Genomic DNA, 21,909 nt, shown 5'->3' on the forward strand with positions numbered 1-21,909 from the left:
TCAGCCCGCCAGGTCACGGAAGACGGTACGCTTGCCCATCGCCTTGTGGACCAGGTCCAGCAGTTGCCTGGAGCGGTCGGCGTAGAAGCTCTCGAAGTCGTTTTCCCGCAAGGTGATCGGGTCAACCAGGTGAGTGGCGACGACGTCGTCGAACCACTCGGGACGCATGCCCGACTCCTGCGCGAGCACAGCCAGGTATGAAGCGGGCGCCCCGTTCATGCTCGTAGCGGCACGGTAGGACAACGGGGTCTTGTTGACGATCGAGTTGGCCCGCCGATCGTTGCCCCGCTGTCGGGTGAACCAGCCCTTGGGGAAGATCTGCCTGATGTCGACGGAGTGCTGGAGCAGCGTGCCCGAGTTGAGCGGCGCCTCGTTGAAGTACCAGTCCACCGCCCCCTGCTTGACCAGCAACGCGTAGATTCCCTTGTAGGCGGCGCTGTTTCGGGTGGTGAGGCTGTCCAGGCGGTCGGCAAGGAAGACTGCCTCGGTGACGGTGTCCGGCGCCTCTCCCTCATTCCTGGCCCACCCGATGAGCTGTTCCACGTCACGGGTGAAGCGGCTCTCCGTGGATCCGCCGTACATCTCACCGAGCACCCCGCACCAGTACCAGCGGGTGATCTTGTCTGTCAGCTCGGGCTCGTCGGTCCGATCGCCGAGAATGGCTCGCACGGCGGCCAGTGGCACGAGCTGCGTGCGATAAGGCAGGTCCGGGGCACGGACGATGCACTGCTGATTGAGGAATTCGCCAACCCATTCGAAGGCATCCGCCAGTCGGGGCGCGAGACGCCGAAACTCCGCCAGCGGCAGGTCCAGCAGATCACGCCGCTTGCAGGAGACCGCCGCGGTGGCACGTTCCTGCTTACGCTCCCACGTGAGCACGAGTGCAATGGATTGCAGGAAGTCGCTGCTGCTCAGTCCGTCCTCGATACCACTTTCGATACGGCCGAAAACCGGATACGAGGTGGCCAGCCTCTTCTTGATGTCCTGCCAGACGTCCGGCAGGCGGTAGTAGTCCCCGTGCTCGCGCTCGTAGTCGCGGTCTCCGGCGTAGGTGGCGGTCAGCAACTCGAAGACGTTCAGCGGGACACCGCCGGTGTTCACCCGCTCGAACACCGAGCACACGGCGTCGTTGGGTGTGGACGCGTCGAGCTTGATCATCGGGATCTGGAACGACTTCACATGGTTCAGCACGTGCCGTTGGAACTTCGACCACAGGTCCCAGTTCGCCTCGTCCACCTGCACGAACGCCCGCTGCCAAGCATTCACCCGGTCATCGTCGAAGACCAGATGCAACGGGAAGTGCGCGGCTTCGCACTCCAGTTCCGTGCTACTGAGGTCCAGCACGACCTTGCGCGCGAAGTCCGACTTCAGCATCTTGCCTTCCGGCCTTTCCGGCACGGACACGATCGCCTCGTCCCGGTCCGACGGTGACCCAACCGCCTTGACGATGTCGACGTAGTACCAACGTTCAAGCTCGTTGCCCCGAGCGTCGACCGTCCGGACCGGACGGTCCAGGTAGAGGGCCTGGAAGAGCGAGGTCAGGCGCTGCTGTCCGTCCAACAACAACAGATCGGGAATGACGGACCGCCTCGCCTCGGCGCCGGTGAGAGGCCGCGCTCGAAAAGGGGTTCGACCACCGGTCGACAGCGTCATCACGACACCCAACGGATAGTCGAGGGTCACCGTCGCGATCAGCTCTCGAATCCGCTGGTCGTCCCACTTCCAGTCGCGCTGGAAGTCCGGAAGCTGCAAGACCCCCTTCTCGATGTCGTCGAGTACATCCTTCAGCCTGGGACTGTCAAGGCCCACTGCGCGCTCCCCCGCCCTACGGCGTATCCAGCAGATATACAGCCCTCCATTTGATCAATCGTGCGGTGACACGTCAAGGGATGTCGTGGAATCAGCGCCAGTGCGCGAGACGAGTGAGACACTGGCACGGTGAGTGGACGACAGGTCAGCGCGGCACGTCGGCGCGAGGTCATCGACGCCCTCCGGCGCGGCGCTGTGCCGGCATCTGGTCTGGACCTTCTGGCGACCGGGCTCGGGCGATTCGAGGCGGCACTCGACGCCGAACTGGACTCGGTCGTTTCCGGAGCGGCAGTCTTCAAGGCCATCCGGGGCGAGTACGGTTCCGGCAAGACCTTCTTCAGCCGCTGGCTGGGCGAGCGGGCGCGGCGGCGGAATTTCGCCGTCGCCGAGATCCAGATCTCCGAAACCGAGACGCCACTGCACAAACTGGAAACTGTTTACCGCCGCCTCACCGAACGCCTAACCACCACGAGCTTTCCGCCCAGCGCGCTACGCCCCGTTGTCGACTCGTGGTTCTACGCATTGGAGGAAGACGCTCTCGCCAGTGGGACGCAGGAGGAGGAACTGCCAGCAGCCGTCGAACTGCTGCTGACGCGCAGACTTGCCGAGGTCTCCCGGCATGCCCCGTCCTTCGCCACCGCACTGCGCGGGTACCGGGCAGCACTGTCCGCCGGGGATGAACCAACAGCCTCGGCCATTCTGAGCTGGCTGGGCGGGCAGCCGCACGTGGCCGCCGCGGCTCGCCGGGCCGCGGGGGTGCGCGGTGACCTCGACCACTTCGGTGCTCTCGGCTTCCTGCAGGGGCTACTCACCGTGCTGCGTGACTCCGGACACGCGGGCCTGTTCGTGGTGCTCGACGAAGTGGAGACGTTGCAACGCGTGCGCTCCGACGCCCGGGACAAGGCGCTGAACGCTCTCCGACAGCTCATCGACGAGGTGCACTCAGGGCGGTTTCCCGGTCTGTATCTGGTGATCACCGGGACACCTGCCTTTTTCGACGGCACACAGGGCGTCCAGCGATTGACTCCGCTCGCGCAGCGACTGGCAACGGACTTCACCACTGATCCCCGTTTCGACAATCCCCGGGCGGTGCAACTGCGCCTGCCCGGGTTCACTTTGGACTCATTGACGGCCCTGGGGGGCACCATCCGCGACCTGTACACGACGGGAGCCGACAGCCCAGACCGGATCAGGAAGCTCGCAGATGACGAGTACGTGGCCGACTTGGCACGCGCGGTCAGCGGCGCGCTGGGTGGCAAAGTGGGGATCGCGCCCCGGCTGTTCCTGAAGAAGCTTGTCGGCGATGTCCTGGATCGCATCGACCAGTTCGACGATTTCGATCCTCGCAAGCACTACCGGCTCACGGTGTCAGGCAACGAACTCACGGACACAGAACGCAACTTCGCGGCTGCTCCAGCCACGTCCGCCGACGACATCGACCTGGATGTGAAATGACCGAGGGACCGACCACACCGGGTGATCCGTCGGAGCGCCTCGATCCTGTCCTTCTGCACCACATCGTCAACACATTGGGGTGGTCCGATCTACGCCCGTTCCAGAAGGCAGCGATCGATCCGGTAATCGCAGGTGAGGACGCACTCCTGCTCGCACCGACCGCTGGCGGCAAAACCGAAGCGGCCTGCTTCCCTCTGCTGTCTGCAATGACGCAGCAACGGTGGCAGGGCGTGTCCGTGCTCTACCTCTGCCCCCTCAAGGCACTGCTGAACAATCTTGTCGCCCGCGTTGACTCGTACGCCCAGTGGCTGGGCCGACGCGCTGCGCTGTGGCATGGGGACACTAGGGAGTCGCAGCGCCAGCGCATCCGCTTGGATCCGCCGGACATCCTGCTCACCACCCCGGAGTCGCTTGAGTCGATGCTCATCGGGCTGAAGACGGACCATGCCCAGTTGCTCAGCCGTGTGCGAGCCGTGGTCGTAGACGAGGTCCATGCGTTCGCCGGTGACGACCGGGGCTGGCATCTGCTCGCTGTGTTGGAACGCCTTCACCGTGTCGCCGGCAATCCCATTCAGCGGATTGGACTGTCGGCTACGGTGGGCAACCCCGAGCAGCTACTGACCTGGCTACAGGGATCCGGTGCCGGCAGAAGGATCGGGCGCGTTGTGTCACCCGGACGTACGGCGACCACGCCTCCAGCGGGGGAGGTCGAACTCGACTACGTGGCGTCGCTCGACAACGCTGCCAAGCTGATCGCCTCACTGCATCGTGGCGAGAAGCGCCTCGTCTTCTGCGACTCCCGACAGCAAGTGGAGCAACTCGGCGCTGCTCTACGAGCCCGAGGGGTCGCTGTCTACCTCTCGCACGCCTCGCTGTCAGCCGATGAACGGGCACGCTCGGAGCAGGCGTTCGCCGAATCGCGCGACTGCGTGATCATTTCGACCTCAACGCTCGAACTCGGCATCGACGTCGGCGATCTGGATCGAGTGATCCAGATCGACTCCCCGGGTACGGTCGCATCTTTTCTGCAGCGCATCGGCCGCACTGGACGGCGCGACGGCAGTGTCCGTAACTGCCTGTTCGTGACAACCCGCGAGGAAACGATGTTGCAGGCCGCTGGGCTGCTCTTGCTCTGGGGACGGGGCTGGGTCGAGACGGTGAGCGCGCCGCCGGAACCACGGCACCTTGTCGCCCAGCAAATTCTCGCGCTTGCGTTGCAGGAACATAAGCTGGGTAACTACCTGTGGCGCGAAGGGTGGAACGAACTGGCTCCCTTCGACCGCTCGGCAGAACCAATCCTACGACACCTTGTGAGCGAAGGGTTTCTCAACGATGACGGCGGGCTCCTGTTCATCGGCCCCGAAGCGGAGAAGCGTTTTGGGCATCGGCACTTCATCGACCTGACCGCGTCCTTCACCGCACCCCCGCAGTTCACTGTCCTGTCTGGACGTTCTGAGATCGGCCGCACCGATCCGTCGGTTCTTACCGAACAGCGATCTGGGCCACGGCGGTTGCTGCTGGGCGGACGCAGTTGGCAAGTGACCTTCATCGACTGGACACGCAAACGCGCCTTCGTCGAACCTGCGGACAGCGGAGGCGTCGCCAAGTGGACAAGCGGCGGAATCGCGGGGCTGTCGTACGAGCTGACGCGAGCCATGCGCGAAGTCCTCCTTGGGGCCAACCCTCCTGTGTCACTCACCCGACGCGCAAGTGCGTGTCTTCAACGATGGCGGGAGGACGAGGCGCCTGGCATTGTGCATCCCGCGGGATCGCTGCTGGTTCGAGCAGGGGATGACGTACGGTGGTGGACTTGGGCCGGTTACCGTGCAAACGTAACGCTCGCCGCGACCTTGGACTCGGTCGCCGATCCAGTGCAACGGCCAACGGATTGCTGGGTGAGACTGCGCGGTGATCTGACGTCTGACATGTGGCGGGTGGCCTATTCGACCGCCAAGGAAGCGCTCGTCCTGCCAGATGTGGACCGGCGCGCAGTGCGGGGACTCAAGTTCTCCGCGGCGCTGCCGGAGAGACTCGCGGTGGCCACGGTCGCGGCCAGACTCGCAGATTACAATGGAGCATCCGCCGTGCTGGCCGAGCCTGTTCGGCTACGCATGGGGCAGCGATGACAGCGAGCGGAGTTTCGGTTCCTGCCGTCGTTGCACCCCATCGTCAGAAGGCCCGGATACACGGATCTGATCTCCGGGGTGCAGCCCGCGAGCGAGTAGCCTCGGGCTTCGGGTGCTGCGCACAACTGGCCGCTAGCGCGACGGCATCGCGGAGTGTCAACGTCGGCCGAATCCAGTTAGGATCTCCCCCGTCCTGAGCCTCGATCGCGACCATCGGCTCACGGCGTCTTCGGGGTGAACTTTTGCGGTAGGTCACCGGATTCCCACAGCCTGTCCAGGTGGTCCAGCAGCCCAAGGAGATCCGTGCGGCGCAAACGTGCCAGTTCACCGTTGACGTCGACGGGCTCGTCGAAGTCATAGTCCGAAGACAGTGGGATGCCAGTCGAGGACGTGTAACGGTGGCAGTGCGCGCACCAGCTGTACGACATGCCGATCAAGTGACCTCGACCAGAGCTGTACTGCTCGTAGTAGTACCTACGGACCGCCTGGTGACCGCAGGCCGGGCATCGCCGCTGCTCCTGACTTGTGAGCGGCACGCGGTTCGCGACCAGTTGGTCCAGTTGTTCCGGTGTGAATGGGCTCCAGCGCGGGGTCATCGTCCTCGGGTCCTTCGTAGGAACTTGGCCAACATCTTCTGCCCGTACGCCTCGGCGGCATCCTCCGTGCCCCCGTGTCCATGCCGCTTGAACGACTCGATGTGATACGCCTCGTGGAACACCGTCGCAACCGCCTCGTTCCGAGACGCGAGGCCGAGGTCGGTGATCTCGATCAACGGGCGGCCCCGTGGGCCGAGGACGGGATTGCCGGCACCGTCGGCACGAGAACGACCGTAGATGGGACGGCCGTACTCATCCAGGATTTCGGGGACGTGAACCAGATCGTACTTGCGCACGCTCATTCCCGCGCGGCCCAGGTCACGCTTCAGTTGCTTCACCCGGCACGGGGCAAGGCCCAGCGGGTCCAACCAACCGGTGGGGTTGGGCACATAGCCGTGTGGATTCGGTCCGCCGTCTAGACCGAGCGGGTCGGAGGTCGCGTAGGTGCCGTCGTCAGGGTTGTAGTAGCGGAAATGGTTGTAGTGCAGGCCGGTCTCGGGGTCGTAGTACTGGCCGGGAAACCTGAGTGGACAGTAACCGCGCTGGCCGATAGCCGACAGCGGAGCGCCCCACAGCGTGGTGACCTGCCGCCAGGCAAGGTCGCCGTTGGCGTCGACGAGTTCGGTGGGCGTGCCGATCGTGTCGGTGACAATCGCGTAGAAGCGCTGGTCGATCCACTCCTGCGGTGCGTCGCGCGGTCCGACGCGGTCGGACTGGGTGACCGGCGTGAACGTGCCGGGTTGGTAGTCCCACGTGGTGATGTGGCCACTGCTGTGGGACTGCTCGGCAAGAGTCAAGCCGTCCCAGGCGAACACCGTCTGCTCTGCGATGCTGCCATCCGAGGCGAGTCGCCGCTTGGCGACACGGCGGCCGATCGCGTCGTAGAGATAGCGCCACTCGGTGCCGTCGGGCGTGGTCGCGGCGATGAGCCGGTCTTCGCTGTTCCACATGTAGCGCCAGGTATGGACCTGGCCGGACAGTGTGCGGGTGTGGCGAGCGGTCACGCGGCCTTGGGCGTCGTACTCGGCGCGGGAGGCGCCTGCGATGCGCGTCAGGGTTCCGGTGTGGCTGCGGGTGGGGTCGGCGATGTTGCCGCTCAGGTCATAGCCGTACTGCTCGGTGTGATCGGGCGTGGTGACCGCGGTGGCGCGACCTAGCGGATCCAACGTGAAGGACCGAACCCCAGCGAGTTGATCGACAACATTGGTGATCGCCCCATCAGACCGGTAGGTGTAGGCGCGTCGTTGCAGTAGCCGCTGCTGTCGGCGTGTCAGGTCAGGGACGGTCAGGGCTTGGGTGTGCAGGCGGCTACTGGCATCCCAGGTTTGGATGAGGCTGACTGTCCCGAATCGTCTGCTCACCTCCCGACCGGCACGGTCGTAGCCGAACTCCAGCTCGTGGCCGTGCCACCCCAGCGCGAGCGGTTGACCGGCAGCGTCATAACTCCAGTCTGAGACAGCGCCGGACGGCGTGACGCGCCTAACCCGTCGCCCCAGCGAGTCAAAGCTGGTGGTCACGGACAAGCCGTTGCAGGTTTCGGACGTCACTCGACCACACGAATCGCGGGCGAGGACCAGGTCGGAGTCTGGTGTGGTGGCGCGGACCAGCCGGCCGGCCGAGTCATAGCTGAACGAAGCGATACCGTCGACTGCCTGCCGTTGCAGCACTCGGCCAAGCGGGTCGTGGGTGTAGACAGTGATCTGGCCCAGGGCGTTGATGCGAGCGATAAGTCGGCCGGCAGCGTCGTGCCGGTAGGTCAGGGTGCGGCCGTTGAAGTCGGTCTCGGTGACCAGGTTGCCGGCTGGGTCGTACTCGTAGCGCCACACCAGCCCGGCCGGATTGGTCAGTGAGATCAGCCGTAGCTCGGTGTCGTAGCTGAACTCGATGCGCGCACCGGTCGGATCCGTTTCGGCGACCGGCAGGTCGAAGCCGGCGTACTCGGTGCGGGTGACCTGCCCGAGCGCATCGGTGTAGGCGATCTCGTTGCCTTCACCGTCGTAGTCCCATCGTTCGGTTGCACCGTCGGGATGGGTACGGGTGAGGAGGTTGCCATCAGTGCTCCAGTCGAGCCTGATGATCGCGCCTGCTGGGTCGATGATTGCGGTGACCTGACCGAAGTCGTTGTGTTCGTATCGGATGGTGGCGCCAATTGGGTCCGTGACGGACACGGGGAGCCCGGCGGAGTTGCACTCGATGTGGGTGGTCGCACCGAGCGGATCGGTCATGGAGACCAGTCGGTGCTGGTCGTCGTAGCCGTAGTGGGTCACCGCGCCGGCCGGGTCGGTGACAGCCACGAGGTTTCCTACGGTGTCGTACTCGCGCCGCCATACCGCGCCGTCCGCATCCACGAAGGTGAGCGGCAGGTGCATGTCGTTGTACTCAGCGACGGTCTGCGTGCCGTCGGGGCGGGTCACCCGAACCAGATCCCCGGCATCGGAATACTCGTAGCGGGTCGTGTGCCCCAGCGGGTCGGTGCGGGACAGGAGCCGGTCGTAGCGGTCCCACTCGGAGATTGTTTGCCCGCCAAGCGGATCCGCGGTCATGACGACCTGCTGAGCGTCGTTGAGGTGGTAACGCGTGACGTGCCCGAGAGAATCCGTGGCTGTCGTGATCAGGTTCTCGCGGTCGAATTCCAAGTGGGCGTTGAGTTGCCCTCCCGCGCCCTCAGTGGCGGTGCAGCGGCCCGCGTTGTCGTAGTGATAGCGGTACGACATGCCGTTGCGGTCCACCCACTCGGTGAGCCGGCCGTCGGTGTCGTAGGCGAACCGTAGCGGCAGCCCGGATGCGTTGACCACCTCGACGAGGTGGTGCTGGTCGTCGTAGCCGAACCGTGCGATGGTGGCGTCGGCCATATGGAATGCGGTGATGACACCATCGAGGGTGTCGACGGTGAGGCGGTAGCCGCCGGAATGCGTGATCTGCGCAGGTGCCCCATTCGTGTCATGCGAGATGTCGATGCGGTTCCCGGCCCTGTCGGTGACCGCCACCAACACACCTGCATCCGTGAAGTGCAGACTCTGCCCTGACTCCGGCTGCGTGATCACGTATCCCCCACCGGTGCGGTGCAACGGCCAGCGGGGTCCTTCCAAGGCCCACGTGGCCGAACCGTCCGCGGGTGGCGAGGGATAGACGAGTAGAACCCCGTCCGCGGCAATGAACACCGCTCCCTGTTCGTCGATCTCCAGACGTTGATCCAGCGTGGACGCCCAGGTCGAGCCGAAGCAGCGGCCGACACGGTAGGACGACAGATGGGTGCGCGACAACACCAGCGGCAGGATCCCGGGTAGCTCCAGGTCGGTTTGCGTCAGCAGCACCTCGCCGGTCGCGAGGTCGACCGGGTCTTTGGTCTTGGTCCGCCCACTGTCCTGGACGGCGTGGGCACGAGGGTTGTCGCCGACATGAGCCCGCGCGGTGCGCCCGCCACGCCGACCTCCACCCGCGCCGACCCGGGTCGACTGTCGTGCCCCGCCGCCATGCGGGTCGATGTCGCCCTTGGCACCGGGATGCAGCAGCTTCTTCAGCAGTCCGGCGCCGTTGTGGTCGGCTTCCTCATAGAGGTTCGCGGTGGTGTGTAGGCGCTTGCCGGCGCCCTCAACGACCCGGCCGCCCTCGCTGAACACCTTGCCGGTGATCTGCACGCCCCTGCCGAACAGCTTGGCCACGACCGCCCCGATGCCGGAACGGTCGCCGCTGGCGTGCGAGACCAGGCTCTGGCCGGCGGTCTCCAGCTTCTGCCCGCCCTCGGCGAGTTTGCCGCCGAACTCGCTGAGCGTCCCACCCGAGCTGCGCAGGTGGTCGGGATGAACACTGACCTTGCTCATGAAGACTCCCCGTCACCGCGCTTGTCGCGCCAACGTCCTACGCCATCGGGTCAGGTTCGTCGCGGGCGGCGATCCGATAGTTCGCTGTCGTGGCGGCGTACCGATCCCATGCCTCACGGTGCAGCGCATATGCCTCGGCGTCACCGCGAACCGCCGACAACAGCGCCTCACCCATGAACGCGGTGGCCGTCGCCTGGTCCAGCAACGCCTGCCGAGACGCTTCATCAGGCTGCAGGCTCAGCTGGGACAACAGGGTGTCGTTGGCCTGGTTGAGGATGTCGACCGCGCAACGAGTTCGGGCCTGGAGCTGCGCCCATACCTTCTGCCGGTCGCGGAGGTAGGTGATCCATTCGCGGCGTTGGGCGGGCGGCAGCGCATCCAGTTCAGCCCGCGCGTCCTCGGGCAGGTCCAGGTCGTCAGGCTCGCTCATCGTTGCACCTCCACCATGGCTACACCGTTTTCCGGTCAAGGCTGGTAGCCCGGGTCGCCGATCACCGGCGGCACGGTCTTCTCCCCTGTGCCCCAGTGCTCGTCGGTGGGCTCCATGAACTTGTTCAGGTGTTCCTGGTCCTCTTCGCCCTTGTTCTTGCCGCGACCGGCAGCGCCCGGCATGCCCTGGCCACTGTTGACGCCCGGTTTCCCGGCCGCACCGGTCGCCGAGCGAGCGCCCGGCCCGCCTTCCTCCAGCGCACCGGCACCCGCACTGCCGCCGCGCCCGAGCGCGTTGCCGCCGCTCCCCGTACTGGCACCGGTGCGTCCGCCGAACCCGGACGACGCGCCACCGCGACCACCGCCGCCGACGCCATCCCCGCCACTGCTGCCGGGCGGGCCGGGGAACGGGATCGGCTCCGGCGGCGCACCGACCGGCGGCTGTCCCGGGGGCGGTCCTGGAAAGGGCGGCAAGTGGGGCGGATTGACCGTCACCGGCGGGTAGTGCTGAATCTCCGTCGGTGGTTGCACGTCAATCGGAGGCCCACCGACCGGCGGCTGCTGTCCACCAGGCGGACCGGACGGCGGGTGGACGGCCGAGCCCGGCGGCGTGCCGACGTGCCGCGAGTAGGGGCCGCTGTAGGGCCCCGACTGGTAGTCGCCGCCCTGGTAGGGCACCGGCGTGCCAGTCTGCTGCGGTGGGGCGGCGTCGATGCCGTTGCTCTGCGGCACCGTCGGGTACGACGACATCGCCGTGCTGGCGGTGGACGTGTTGTTGCGATAGTCCGAGTAGACAGCCGCGGCCTGGTCCGAAGCCTGCAGGGCCTGCTGTTCCTGGGCCTCGGCGTCGGTCTGCCCACCGGTCAGGTGCGCCCATCCCCGGGAAAGCCAACTGTCGGTCGCGGTGACCTCCACCGGGGGCGGCATCTTGTGCTTCACGTCGGCGAAGTGGTCGGCCTGGCTCTGGGTAGACTGACCGACCGAGTGGGAGACGTCCTTGGCGTCGAGTACGAACCGCGCCATCGGCGCCACATCGCCCTGCATGGCGTCGGCGGCGGCGCCCTCCCACACGGCACTGGCCTTCGTCAGCCCGGACGTGATCAGCTGGTGGGCTTCATCGAACTGGCTCCCGATCCGCGACTGCCAGGCTGACACCGCGTCGGACAGACCGCTCGGGCCGTTCCCGTTCTGCAACTGCGCATAGATCGTCTTGTGGTCGAACGCCGCGTGCGCATCACCCGGGACTTCCCGATCAAACGGCCACATCCCCGTCCCCTCTCCCTGAAGTCCCTACTGTCCAGCTGGGATGTTTTTCAGCGCGGCACCGGCAACCTTCGGTGGAAAAGCACACGGGTTGCCGTAGTCCGGGTTGTCCTTCCCGGTGACCACCACCGTAAGCGACAGTTCCTGGGTGTCGGAAACACCCACGAACATGCCGCACGACAGCTTCTGTTTATCGACCAGCACCGCCGGGTAGCCGTCAACCGTGGTTGGTTGGAAGAAGCTGTAGTTGTCCTTGCTCAGATATGCCTGCTCGATCCCCTTGGTGAGGGTGGTTTGCGGGGAAAGGCCAACCGTCACGTTGTCGTTCTCCCACATGCAGGTCGCTTCACCCCATACCGACTTGTCTCGGGTCGGCTGGGATCGAGGTGTGGCGCCGAGCATCTGAAGCTGTTGGGCAGTCAGGAGTTGGCAGGGATCGATGCCCTTGAGGTTCTTCGGGCTGGCCACCTTCGGTGCGCCGCTGGTCGACGATGTGGCCGAGCTGGTCGTGGGGGCCGGCGACGGCGAGCCGGGATCCTGCTGAGAGCACGCTGCTGCCAAGCTTACGGCCAGCCCGGCGGCAACAAACAAGCCAGCCCTGCCCAGGACAAATTTCACAATAGTTCCCAGTCTCGTCGCTACAGCTTGAACTTGATTTCGGCGCTGGTGTCCGCAATGTTGTAGATCTGCATCGTCTGCTCTGTCTGATGAATGAGCTCATCGCAACGGGCGATGCAATCGTTGAGCGTCTTCCCGAGACACCCCTCATCGTCGCCAGCCATTCGACGGATGTTGTCGACAGCCTTCTTGCTGACCGAGTCCTCTGCCGGATAGCCAATATGCTGGAGACCCTGGGCGTCCATCAGCATCTTGGTGAACTTTTCTTTCGTCTGTACCCAGACCGCCTTGACAGTGGGCAGCTGGTCCGGGGCGACCTTGAGCTTGCCCTGCGTGAAGCCGCCCTTGCCGTCGTTGACCCAGGTAGTCAGCGTGGCCATCTCGGCGCCGACCGCCGCGGCCCCATTAACTCTCTGGAAGTTCTCAGGCATCCCCAACATCCTCCCCAGGACCGTCGACTCGACACTGCCTCACCCAACCGATCATCGTGCCACGCGCTGCACACGCCCCGGCACGATTCGCACCCGATGGGACGGTCACAGCCGTCGCCGGGTTCCCGCCAGCAGCTCATCCGCGACCCGCACCAACAGGCCGAAGTCGGCTGGCGAGGCCACGGTGTACGCGGCCCGCGGGTACAGCGCGGACCGACCCCGATAGGTATCAATCACCTGCACCACCGTGGGCGCCCGGTGCCGACGGCCCCACGAGTCGCGAACCGACACGCCGATCTTGCCGAACCCCGTACGGTCACCACCCAACAGCGCGACCAGGTTCCGCGCGTCGTCCGAGCGCACACCCCGAGCCTGCAGCGCGGCGGTGAACGCCGCATCCGAATCGTCACCGCGCTCGGCGACATCCTTCACGGCGGCGTCCAACTCGACGGTCGGCAGGCTCACCACGGCACCCGCCGCCGGCGGCAGGTCCGGGAGCACGCCGATGAGCGCGGCGGTGACCTGGTAATCGGGCACGGTCTGCACCCGGACCGTGTCGTCATCGAGGACCGCGCGCACCGCATAGCCGCCGCGGGCGGCGACGCTGGCCCGGATCTCCCGCCCCACACCTGGCGCGAAACGAATATCCATCTCGAACGGGGCGTGGGCGAACAGGGCGAGCGCGCCATAGAGGTCATCGTCCAGGCCGCCGCGGCGGTCGACCATCCCGCGGGCGCGGAGCCGGTCTTCGGCCTCGTCCAGGGCCCGTTGCGGATCAGCGGGCACCGTCGCGTGGTTGCGCCAGGTGAAGATCACCGGCAACGCCGGTAGTCGCGACCGCTGCCAGGCGACCCCCAACTCGGCATAGTCCAGCTCGACAACCGCCACGAGACCCCCGTCTCTCCTCCAGCACGTAGCCCGCCGAGAGTAGCGGACCGGTGACGCACAGGAGGCAGATCGGGCGGACGACGGTAATCAATCGTGTGGCTGAACCCGAGCGAGCAGCGTCCGCGCCGCGTCGAGCTGGCGAACAAGCTCCGACGTCTGCTCGGTGTCGAACATGACTTGGACGGTTCCCTGCTCGGGCAGCGTGAGCGACAACTCGCGCGGTCCAGGCTGTGTCCGGCCCGACGCCGACGTGCGAGGACTGACATCGGCCGGCCGAGCATTGAGCAGCACCCGCCCATACACCGTGTGCGTGCTGGATACGTAAGAAATCTCACCCTCCCGCAACGCGGTCAGCAGCTGCGCGAGGTCCGTTTCGATCAGGTTGATCGTGAACTCTGCGTGCCCGTCCAGTGCGATGATCACCTTGGTCCGCGCGGCGGGCACGACGATGGTGGTGACCGACGGTGCCCCAGTGCCCGTGCTGCCGGGCACGCGCCGCGCAAACGTGGGCTCAGTCATCGGTATCCCTTCCCGCGCCGGTCGTCTGGGACGGGCCGGGCACGCCGCTTGATGGGGCGGGCGAACCGGACTGGTCCGCTGGGTTGGTGGCGTTTGTTGGGTGGGTGGGGTTCGGTGCGTTGAGTACCTCGTGGAACGCCGTCCAGGCCGCGCTCGTGCTCGGGTGCGCAGGGGGCACCGCGTGCTGGCGCAGCGAGACGACTCCGCCCAGACCGGCACAGATGAGGATGATCGTGCCGTCCGGGCTGGTGCTGGCGCTGAACCGGTCGCAGGGCAGGCCGGCGATCGGGTGGGCCAGCATCGCCGCGACGTAGGCCGGCGCGTGGCCGCCGGCCCAGTCGATCCGCAAACACGTCGCACCGACCGGCTCGATCCCGACCCAGTCGGCGCGGCGGAACAGCCCGAACCGTCGCAGCACCGCACTCGCCAGCGCGACCGGCACCGGCGTCCGGCCCAGCGTGATCGCATGCTGTTCACGCTCGGACAACGGGCGTGGTTCCTCGTGGGGCTGCACCGAATGTCCGGTGATGGCGGTGACGAACGCCAACGCTGCCGCGCACTGCCGGTAGGAGGTGTTCGACACCGACACGGCGACCTCCGGGCCCGCGTCGGCCAGATACAGCTCGACGTGCCGGCGCAGCAGCCGCAACCGCACCCTCGCCACCCCTGCCAGCGGCCCGCCGGCCTCGCGGGGCAGGAGTTCAACGAGCATCGCGGCCAACGCCTGCGGCGATAGGGACAGCGCGAGCTGATCGAGGGCGGGCCGCACCATGGCGCACCCTGCCCGCTGCCCGGTGCCGGAGTCGGGGCAGTGGTAGGCGTGGACGCGGCCCAGCGCCAGCAGCACGGCGGTTTCCACCTCGCGCTGATACTCGGCGGTGGCGTCGGGCAGCACGGCGGCGCGGATCTCCGGGTGGGCGACGGGACCGGAAGCGCCGAGCAGACGCGACCCGAAGTCGCTGTCGAGGATGTGCAGGACCTCCTCGCGTCGCGGGAGGGTTGCCTCCACCGCGGCGCGGGCGGCGGGCAGCAGCGCGGAGTCGGACTCCCCGGTGTAGGCGCGGCGGAGCTGGGCGATGCGTGTGTGCAGGCTGGGGCGAGGCACGAGGAAAGAACTCCCGGTGGTGTCACGGTGTCGGATTGGTGGCACGAGTGCGGCCGTGGTCAGGAGCTGGGGGGACGACGCCGAGCAGGGCCTCGGCCAGGGACGACCCTGCGGAGGATTGGGGGTGCTGGTTTCGTGAGGCGCGCCGTCGGCGCTGTCGCCGAGGCGGAGTTCGACGTGCCGGCGGTTACAGCGGACCCGTGGCCCGGGCAGCTTCAGCTCAGCGCTCATTGGCGGCACAACAAGTCCTCGATCCGATTCGTCAACGGAGTCGTAGCACGGCGTCTGCCCGAGCGGCTGAGTCTTTCTCACCGCCAACCTCGCCGCTTGTCATGGTGCTCAGCGTTTCGGTCAAGACGGACTTCGCGATCTCGATGGATGCCATGAGTTCGGCCAGCACGGGCCAGGGGATGTGTCCGGCGCCGAGGCCGGCCTGTTCAACGAGTGCGTGCAAGCCTGTTTGCTGCACTGGCATCGCCCATGCGCGGCATTCTGCGTGCGTTAGGACTTCTCGCGCAACAAACGCATCTGCCGACCGCTCGGCGTCCTCGACGAGTTCGGTGCACAGAACCCGGGCTTGAAAACCTGCTGCGAGGGCCAGGTCGACAGCAGCCAGCCGGAGTCGAGCACGGAAGAGCGTCGTGGGACGGTCTGTGGCCTCGCAGGCTCGCCGGACGGTGTTGAGGAGGTCGATGACCTCGGTGGGGCCAAGGCTTTGGTTCTGTAGGAGCACGTAGCCGCGAAGACAGGACGCTACTGCGTGCTCCCAGTCTTCTGATGCCAGCGTGTTGTCGATCATGTCCAGCGCAGTACCGGTTTGACCGCTGGTGAGGTGCGCGATGATGCGCGTCTGGCGGGCCTCGCGGAGCTGCGTATCCGCCTCGTCGTACTTCTCTGCGTGCGTAGCAGCGTTTGCCCACTGGCCGGCTGCAGCGAGCGCGCGGGTTCCGTCGTCGCGCATGACGTCTCGCAGCCAGCGATCCACAGTAGAAGGACAGTCCGTGATCAATCCGTTGAAGTCAATAGGCTCGCCGTGGATCATCACCTTCCCACCACCGCGGACAGCTCGGTTGATCGCTTCGAGCTCGCGGTAGGCGCCTTCGGGATCGCCAGCCCGGCGGGTCAGTCGAGCAAGATTCACCAGGGGCTGGAGCGAGGGAATCGCCGCTACACCAGAGATTGGCGACGCTGCGCGGAAAATCTGGAACTGCTGGTGGCAGAGGTCGACCGCGAGGTCAGGCAACCCGCAGTCCGCAGCGATCAGTGCGGAGAGGTTCCACACCGTGCAGGCCCGGTTGATCCGCTCCTCGGCGGTGACCGGTTCACGGCAGGAGTTTGCGCACTCGCGCACGTTGCGCACGTTGGTTTCCAGGTCGGGACAGCGAAAACGGCGTTGAGGCACGAGCGGAAACCGCGCCAAGAAGCGCTCCTGCGGGTCCTCAGCAGTCCGGCTCGCGGAGGTTGCCGCCCTTGCGGTCTCTGGAGATTGCCGCTCTGTTGGCTGGTTCGAAGCCGTACGAGCAGGAAGGTCCAGGGTTGCGGTGCGTGCGGTCCACGCGAGGATGCTCTGGGTCCGTGCGGGGAGGCCCAGGCGGTTCCAATGGAAGATCACTGCGTAACTCAGGACGTCGCGGAGACCGCGCGTCAGCGTGCCCGCGCGAGCTGCTTCACCCAGTGCATGGCCCGCTTGCCGGAAGGCGTCGGCCCAGGCTGTCGCGGACGCCAGCGGGCCATCGGCAGACAGCAGTGGACCATCCGGCTTCGTGTCTGCCACCAGCACCCGCTTCAGCTCGCTGGCCATGGTGGTCAGCTTGGCGAGCGGGACGTCCTCGGGCAGGGGGCGTTCCTGAGCGACCCGGTGCCAGGTATCACCTTGCTCGTACCATTCCAAGCCAGCGGCGCGCATTAGCGTGCCGCACAGCAACACCGACAGTTCGCGTCGTCCCAGCCCGACATCGCCATCGCAGATGAGGCGCATGACGGCGCGGCTGTCCTCGCAGAACAGTCCGTGTGCGGTCGCCATGCCTTCCTCGCCACCGAATGCCGCGGTCTCCGCTTCGTAGATTCCGGGCCACCACCGGGCAATTCTGCCGTCTGCGGCGGCTTGGTCGAACGCGACCGCGAGTTGCGCCCGCATGGCTTGTCCGTCTGCACCAGGATGCAGTCGTAGTCGCCAGCAAGGGTGTTTCCTCATGAACCACCAGTTGGTGACGAGACCGTTCTCTTCAGCCTGGCTCAGCAGCGGAACGATCGTGTCGGCAGCGACCTGTTCAGAGGTGGTCCAGTCGGCGAACTGGATGTAGACCTGCCACCAACCCGACGCCTGCTGTCGTTCGAGCGCCTGCCACCCGGCTTGGCGATAGACCTCGACGGCCTCGACGAGGTCTTCCTGTCCGACTTGCTCGGCTGCGGCTGCCTCGTTCAGCGAGGCTCCGCCCAGGACCTGGAGAATGGCGCGCTCTGTGCCCGAGTGCTCCGGCGCGTCGTCTCCTCGTGCTCCCGCCGTTCGTGGCGTTAGTCGATGAGTAGACATGCGTCCCATCCGGAGATTGGCGCGCTGTTGCGCACGGCGGTGTGCAGGGCAAGAGCGGTTCCCGCTGTGCCTTCGAGGAATCCGCGGATCGTCGTCGGCTTCTGACTGGCTCGGTGGCCCAGCCGCGCAGCCAGCCCTGGAAGGTGTTCGGCGAGCCCAGCGGTCTGGGCGTCTTGTGCGGATCGCCAGACGGTTTGGTACAGGCCCGCCCAGCCGTGGCACACGCTGCCGTCCGTGATGTGTCCTTGTTGGACGGGGTCGTCGAGACAGCGGGTAAGCGCCTGCTCGTACATCAGTTGCCGTTTAGCGTCACCGACTGCGATGCCGGCAAGCTGGCCAGCGCGGGCGATGCCGGGCGTGCCGTAGCACCAACTGGGGCGTGCGGGGCCTGGCTGGTTGGGATAGCCGACGCGCAACTCCGCCAGTGTGATCCATTCCGGCCACCAGGGGCCGGCGTCGCTGTCCTGCCGCCAGGAGTCGAGCCATTCACAGATCGTGGCGATGGCCTCGTACTGACCGTCTACGCAGACACCGCGCCGGATCGCCTGACTGAGCAGGGCAAGCGGCCCGGTGATTCCGTGCGCCATGCCGAAGTTGCTGTGCCCGTGCTTGAAGGGCGGGGAGTCACGACGGTGAGGGTCGTGGCCAACCCACCAGCCGGGCAGCACGTCGTCGTTGATCCGCCGAGGTTTGGCCAGAGCGACGAGGTAGCCAAGAACTCGCTCCATCGTCGTGCTGCCAGGTGAGCGACGCAAGAGCAGCGCGCCGATACCGCTCAGTCCGAAGAACACGTCGTACTCGCGGAAGCCTGGGAGTCTGCCGGCCTGGATGCGAGTCATTGCGGCTTCGACGCGTCGGTGCGCGAGTGCAACCACGTGCCTGTCGACGTCTGCGAGTGCGGCTTGGTAGCGGTCGTTGGTACCGGACGCGGCGTTGTCCAGCATGAAGGTGATAGCCGGGGCTCCCAGGTAGAGGCCCGAGGTGTCGGTTGCGCTGACGTGCCCGGCGACTGCTGCCGTGATCCAGCGGTGGGCGTGTCGCCATGTACCGCGCCCGGCCAGTGCGCGTTCGATGTGAAGCAGGGCGATGCCGGCTGTGCCCTTGGTGAGTGATTGCGTAGCCCAGGGTTCGTCGTCGGGTGGCGGTTCGGGTAGATCTACGTCGGCCGCGTGTCGCTCGGCGATCTCGGTGAGGCCAGTCGGTTTGATCGTCGCCGTCGTCACTGGTGCTCCGCGCGGCGAGCGTTGTGCCGGAGCGCGCATGCCCGCGCGAGCCGGCCTGTGGTGCGCTCCATCGCCGGATCGACGCCGACCGAACGGTTGTGGTGCAGATGAAGCAGGGACGGCAACACCGTCAGCGGATCGCGTTGTTCGGCAAGAGTTTCTCGGTATGCGCGGAGGGTGGCGGCGCGGTTCTGCCACGCGGTCACTACGTCGGTGCCACCGGGTAGGGATCGCAACGTCTCCAAGGTGCCATCTGGGTCGGCGAGTTCCAGGGCATGGTCACGGAGCGCTGGGTCCAGCGGCCCGTGCTCTCGACGAAGCTGGTAAGTCAACCACTGCGAGCCGGCCTGTACTGAGCCGGCGAAGTTCACCACGAGGTCGACAAAGCTGGCAGCGGCTACAGCTTGGGCGTTGGCGCCGGTCCGGACAGCCAAGTTGATCTGGGCGAGAGCAGCCGCGGAGTCGGCGGCGAAGACGTCGTACGCCCGATCCAATGCCATTCCTTCACCGAATCGCCCGGCCTGCGGCTCGTAGGTGGCCAGGGCGAAGTGCGACAACAAGTGCTCGGCGCGCAAGTCGTTCGTCCACTCGGAAAGGCGTTCGGCAGCCAGGCCGTAGGCGGATGAGCCGCACAGGCGTAGGTACAGGACGAGGTACTGGTCTGCGTCGGGTTTGCTCATCTGTCGATGGCGGCGGAACCACCAGCTGGGGCGGTCCTCGTCGCCGAAGGCTCGGACCAGCCTCGCAAGCCGTTCGGTGAGGACCTCGTCGAACCGTCCTGGGTGTCCGTGGAGCTGTGCACACAGGATGGGCGAGTCGCACGGCAGGTGGCCGGCGTTGCCGGCGACCACCTGCCGCGGACCGCTGACCAGCGCGGGCTCGCGGCCGGCTGAGGACTGGTCAAGAAACAGCGGGATCAGAACCTCGTGGCGTCGGCCGAGCCAAGCGTTGTCTTCCGGACCGGACGCTTCGCGCAGTTCGAGCCGGCCGCCGCGGTTCAGGCGATTCCGTAGGAGAAGTCGGTGTAGCCGGTGACTCAGGTCCACCGGCTGTCGGCGGTCAAGTTCGACCATGGCAACCCAGTTGGGGACACGCCACTGTTGCCGCCAGGCGTTCAGGCCGGCCTCCCACTCGGTGAACGTGGCACCGCGACCCGGCAAGTCGGCAGCAGCCAGTAGCCAGCGCGCCGGAGACAGGATTGTCCGTCGGTAACGAACTCGGGGAAGGTACGGGAGCCTGGCTGCGGCCCCGAAGTGGAACGCCTTGTAGACCGAAGCCCGAGCAGTTGTGATGTCGCCGAGGAAGCGGGCCAGCGGCGGAGTCTGGACGCTCGCTTCCAGCGCATGGGTCACACGCGGCTCCACCCGTCGTCCGGTGGATATCTGGACGAGGTAGAAGCGGCGGTCGTCCGCGCTGACGGCAAGGTCTCGCAGCGTGATCAGGTGCTCGGCTGATTCGCGGTACTCAGCAATCGGAATCACGTGCGGCACCAACTGTTCGGAGCGGACCAGGTTCTCGTTTCGTCGCTTGCGTGGCGCAAACGACAGCTGGGCGGCGATCGCACGAGGCCCGGCGGCGGTGAAGGAAGCGGCGACTGCGTCACGGCCTTCCGCGGGCAGCAGGTGTGCATAGCGGCCTGCCATGCTGCTGCCGGGCCTGGGGGTTCCGGTAACTGCAAGCGTGAACCGGCCGCGAGACAAGGCTTCTGTGGACTGGGCGCGGATCTCGACAGCCATTTCGACACGAGTCGGCAGGTGCAGGTCGGCCGGATCGCTTGCCGCAAGATCTTCGATCAGGTGATCGGTCAGGACGATCTCATCGCTGCCGTTCAGTGTTGCTCGCTGGATGATCGCGAGCAGCTTTCCGTCACGTTCGGTCAACTGGCTTGGTGCGCGCCCGCGTGACGAACCCAGGTAGTCGGCGGGCAAGCCGAGTCCGCTGTCGGCAACCAGGTCCAGGACGGGGACGAGCGCACCGATTCCATAGCGGGCACGGAAGCGGGAGTGGTAGTCGCGCCACGCGGGATACCCCAACGGGTGGGGAGAAAGCCGGTGTAGGACCCGCACGGCATCGCGTACCTCCTGAACGACTTGCTCGGGAATCTCGACGTCACAATCCAGGATCGTGTCGGCGAGCACCGGCATGTCGGTGACAGAACTCAATGCGTGCATCTGGCTGGCGAGCGCCTTGTCTCTGACAACACTGCGACCATGCGCCGTAAGCTGGTGGTGAACCGCCTTGAGTTTCCGCGTGGCGGTCGCGATCTCAGGGATCGTCTCTGCTTCGACCGCATCCAGTTGTGCGCAGACGTGCCCGAGCGCGTCCGAACAGGTCATCGGCGCCACCAAGCTACTGATCAAGATCCTCTGATCGAGCAGGCCCATCAGCATGCCGTTGATCTGCTGCGCGGTCGCCGACGGGAACTCAGCCATGAGAAGTTCGCGGAGGACACTGAACCGCACTGGCGTTCGGGTTGCTTCGACGGCTGCACGGACCGGTCGGCTGTACTTCACGGACACCTCGACTGGCGCCAGCTCTTGGTCGGCCCGGTCTGGAGATGACCCCGGCGCCACGAATCGATCGCCGCGGACGAACGCCGCGTCGTTGACGACCACTGACAGCCTTTCCAGGAGGGGCAAGCACTGGTGCAGGCGCAAGAGAATTTCGCCGAGCCATGCCGAATCCGCACGGACGACGACGTGGTGGTCAAGGCCCCAACGCACTTTCGCGGTGGTACCGACTCGCGCCAAGCCGATGCCGGCAAACAGCCCGAAGGGTGTGGGGCGCTGCTGCCACCGAAGGATGTAGGACGCCAGAGCGATGACGACTCGGCGAACCGTTTGTGCGTCATGGTTCCCGGAGGCGAGCATCTCGTCGAGCTGATGGTGCAGTGCGGGACTCGCGTATGCGATGGCTTCGCGAAGATCGCTGCTGTGCCATTGCTTCGCCAGCCAGGCCGGGCCGTTCTTGCCGGGGTCCTCATCGAACAACTCCGACGCCTCGGATAGGTCCAACCCGCCCGACTCGGTGCTCGCGCGGAGTACGGCCATGCCGGCATGCACGTACGTCGTCGATGACCTGGATGTCACGTCT

15 protein-coding genes are annotated in these 21,909 nt (G+C 66.3%); 2 read left to right on the plus strand and 13 right to left on the minus strand.

Annotated elements, in window-relative coordinates; genetic code table 11:
• Complete coding sequence (locus BJ998_RS08845; protein WP_184860157.1) at positions 1-1,809, minus strand: DUF262 domain-containing protein; 1,809 nt, start codon at positions 1,807-1,809, stop codon at positions 1-3.
• A gap of 129 nt (positions 1,810-1,938) precedes the next feature.
• Here BJ998_RS08845 and brxD point away from each other — a divergent pair, with 129 nt between their 5' ends.
• Both brxD and BJ998_RS08855 read left to right on the plus strand, forming a co-directional pair.
• Entirely contained in the window at positions 1,939-3,264 is a 1,326-nt protein-coding gene (brxD, locus tag BJ998_RS08850) for a BREX system ATP-binding protein BrxD (protein ID WP_184860159.1), read from the plus strand.
• A complete protein-coding gene (locus tag BJ998_RS08855; RefSeq protein ID WP_184860161.1) occupies positions 3,261-5,390 on the plus strand; it encodes a DEAD/DEAH box helicase in 2,130 nt (709 codons plus the stop codon). The genes brxD and BJ998_RS08855 overlap by 4 nt, the downstream gene beginning before the upstream one ends.
• Before the next feature lie 218 nt (positions 5,391-5,608).
• Here the strand turns inward: BJ998_RS08855 and BJ998_RS08860 are convergent, their stop codons facing one another.
• From BJ998_RS08860 to BJ998_RS08915, 12 genes are all read right to left on the minus strand, one after another.
• Positions 5,609-5,986, minus strand: coding sequence for a hypothetical protein (locus BJ998_RS08860; RefSeq protein ID WP_184860163.1), 378 nt, complete (start codon positions 5,984-5,986; stop codon positions 5,609-5,611).
• Positions 5,983-9,807: a DUF6531 domain-containing protein gene (locus BJ998_RS08865; RefSeq protein WP_184860165.1), complete on the minus strand. Its 3,825-nt coding sequence runs from the start codon at positions 9,805-9,807 to the stop codon at positions 5,983-5,985. Before BJ998_RS08865 ends, BJ998_RS08860 begins: the two co-directional genes overlap by 4 nt.
• Positions 9,808-9,844: 37 nt before the next feature.
• The gene (locus tag BJ998_RS08870; protein WP_184860167.1) at positions 9,845-10,237 is read right to left on the minus strand and encodes a hypothetical protein; all 393 of its coding nucleotides are present in this window, start codon (positions 10,235-10,237) and stop codon (positions 9,845-9,847) included.
• A 35-nt stretch (positions 10,238-10,272) separates the two neighbouring features.
• The gene (locus BJ998_RS08875) at positions 10,273-11,502 is read right to left on the minus strand and encodes a PPE domain-containing protein (RefSeq protein WP_184860169.1); all 1,230 of its coding nucleotides are present in this window, start codon (positions 11,500-11,502) and stop codon (positions 10,273-10,275) included.
• Positions 11,503-11,526: 24 nt separating this feature from the next.
• The gene (locus BJ998_RS08880) at positions 11,527-12,117 is read right to left on the minus strand and encodes a DUF3558 domain-containing protein (protein ID WP_184860171.1); all 591 of its coding nucleotides are present in this window, start codon (positions 12,115-12,117) and stop codon (positions 11,527-11,529) included.
• Positions 12,118-12,137: 20 nt separating this feature from the next.
• Positions 12,138-12,548 (minus strand): hypothetical protein, encoded by a 411-nt coding sequence (locus BJ998_RS08885; RefSeq protein ID WP_184860173.1) that lies wholly within the window; start codon positions 12,546-12,548, stop codon positions 12,138-12,140.
• Between the two features lie 105 nt (positions 12,549-12,653).
• On the minus strand, positions 12,654-13,436 hold the full coding sequence (locus tag BJ998_RS08890; RefSeq protein WP_184860175.1) for an ESX secretion-associated protein EspG: 783 nt from the start codon (positions 13,434-13,436) through the stop codon (positions 12,654-12,656).
• A gap of 87 nt (positions 13,437-13,523) precedes the next feature.
• Positions 13,524-13,955: a hypothetical protein gene (locus tag BJ998_RS08895; RefSeq protein ID WP_184860177.1), complete on the minus strand. Its 432-nt coding sequence runs from the start codon at positions 13,953-13,955 to the stop codon at positions 13,524-13,526.
• Positions 13,948-15,060, minus strand: coding sequence for a hypothetical protein (locus BJ998_RS08900; RefSeq protein WP_184860179.1), 1,113 nt, complete (start codon positions 15,058-15,060; stop codon positions 13,948-13,950). The genes BJ998_RS08895 and BJ998_RS08900 overlap by 8 nt, the downstream gene beginning before the upstream one ends.
• A 262-nt stretch (positions 15,061-15,322) precedes the next feature.
• Positions 15,323-17,593, minus strand: coding sequence for a thiopeptide-type bacteriocin biosynthesis protein (locus BJ998_RS08905; protein ID WP_221337929.1), 2,271 nt, complete (start codon positions 17,591-17,593; stop codon positions 15,323-15,325).
• Entirely contained in the window at positions 17,575-18,816 is a 1,242-nt protein-coding gene (locus tag BJ998_RS08910) for a lanthionine synthetase C family protein (protein WP_312890004.1), read from the minus strand. The genes BJ998_RS08905 and BJ998_RS08910 overlap by 19 nt, the downstream gene beginning before the upstream one ends.
• The gene (locus BJ998_RS08915; protein ID WP_221337930.1) at positions 18,813-21,905 is read right to left on the minus strand and encodes a lantibiotic dehydratase; all 3,093 of its coding nucleotides are present in this window, start codon (positions 21,903-21,905) and stop codon (positions 18,813-18,815) included. The genes BJ998_RS08910 and BJ998_RS08915 overlap by 4 nt, the downstream gene beginning before the upstream one ends.
• Positions 21,906-21,909 lie beyond the last annotated feature (4 nt).

Origin of the sequence: Kutzneria kofuensis (genome assembly GCF_014203355.1) — a bacterium.
GTDB lineage: Bacteria > Actinomycetota > Actinomycetes > Mycobacteriales > Pseudonocardiaceae > Kutzneria > Kutzneria kofuensis.

Bases quoted from the DNA above. Each gene is read 5' to 3' on its own strand.
- BJ998_RS08855 (WP_184860161.1), top strand. From the start codon at position 3,261: ATGACCGAGGGACCGACCACACCGGGTGATCCGTCGGAGCGCCTCGAT.
- BJ998_RS08860 (WP_184860163.1), bottom strand. From the start codon at position 5,986: ATGACCCCGCGCTGGAGCCCATTCACACCGGAACAACTGGACCAACTG.
- BJ998_RS08865 (WP_184860165.1), bottom strand. From the start codon at position 9,807: ATGAGCAAGGTCAGTGTTCATCCCGACCACCTGCGCAGCTCGGGTGGG.
- BJ998_RS08870 (WP_184860167.1), bottom strand. From the start codon at position 10,237: ATGAGCGAGCCTGACGACCTGGACCTGCCCGAGGACGCGCGGGCTGAA.
- BJ998_RS08875 (WP_184860169.1), bottom strand. From the start codon at position 11,502: ATGTGGCCGTTTGATCGGGAAGTCCCGGGTGATGCGCACGCGGCGTTC.
- BJ998_RS08885 (WP_184860173.1), bottom strand. From the start codon at position 12,548: ATGCCTGAGAACTTCCAGAGAGTTAATGGGGCCGCGGCGGTCGGCGCC.
- BJ998_RS08895 (WP_184860177.1), bottom strand. From the start codon at position 13,955: ATGACTGAGCCCACGTTTGCGCGGCGCGTGCCCGGCAGCACGGGCACT.
- BJ998_RS08905 (WP_221337929.1), bottom strand. From the start codon at position 17,593: ATGTCTACTCATCGACTAACGCCACGAACGGCGGGAGCACGAGGAGAC.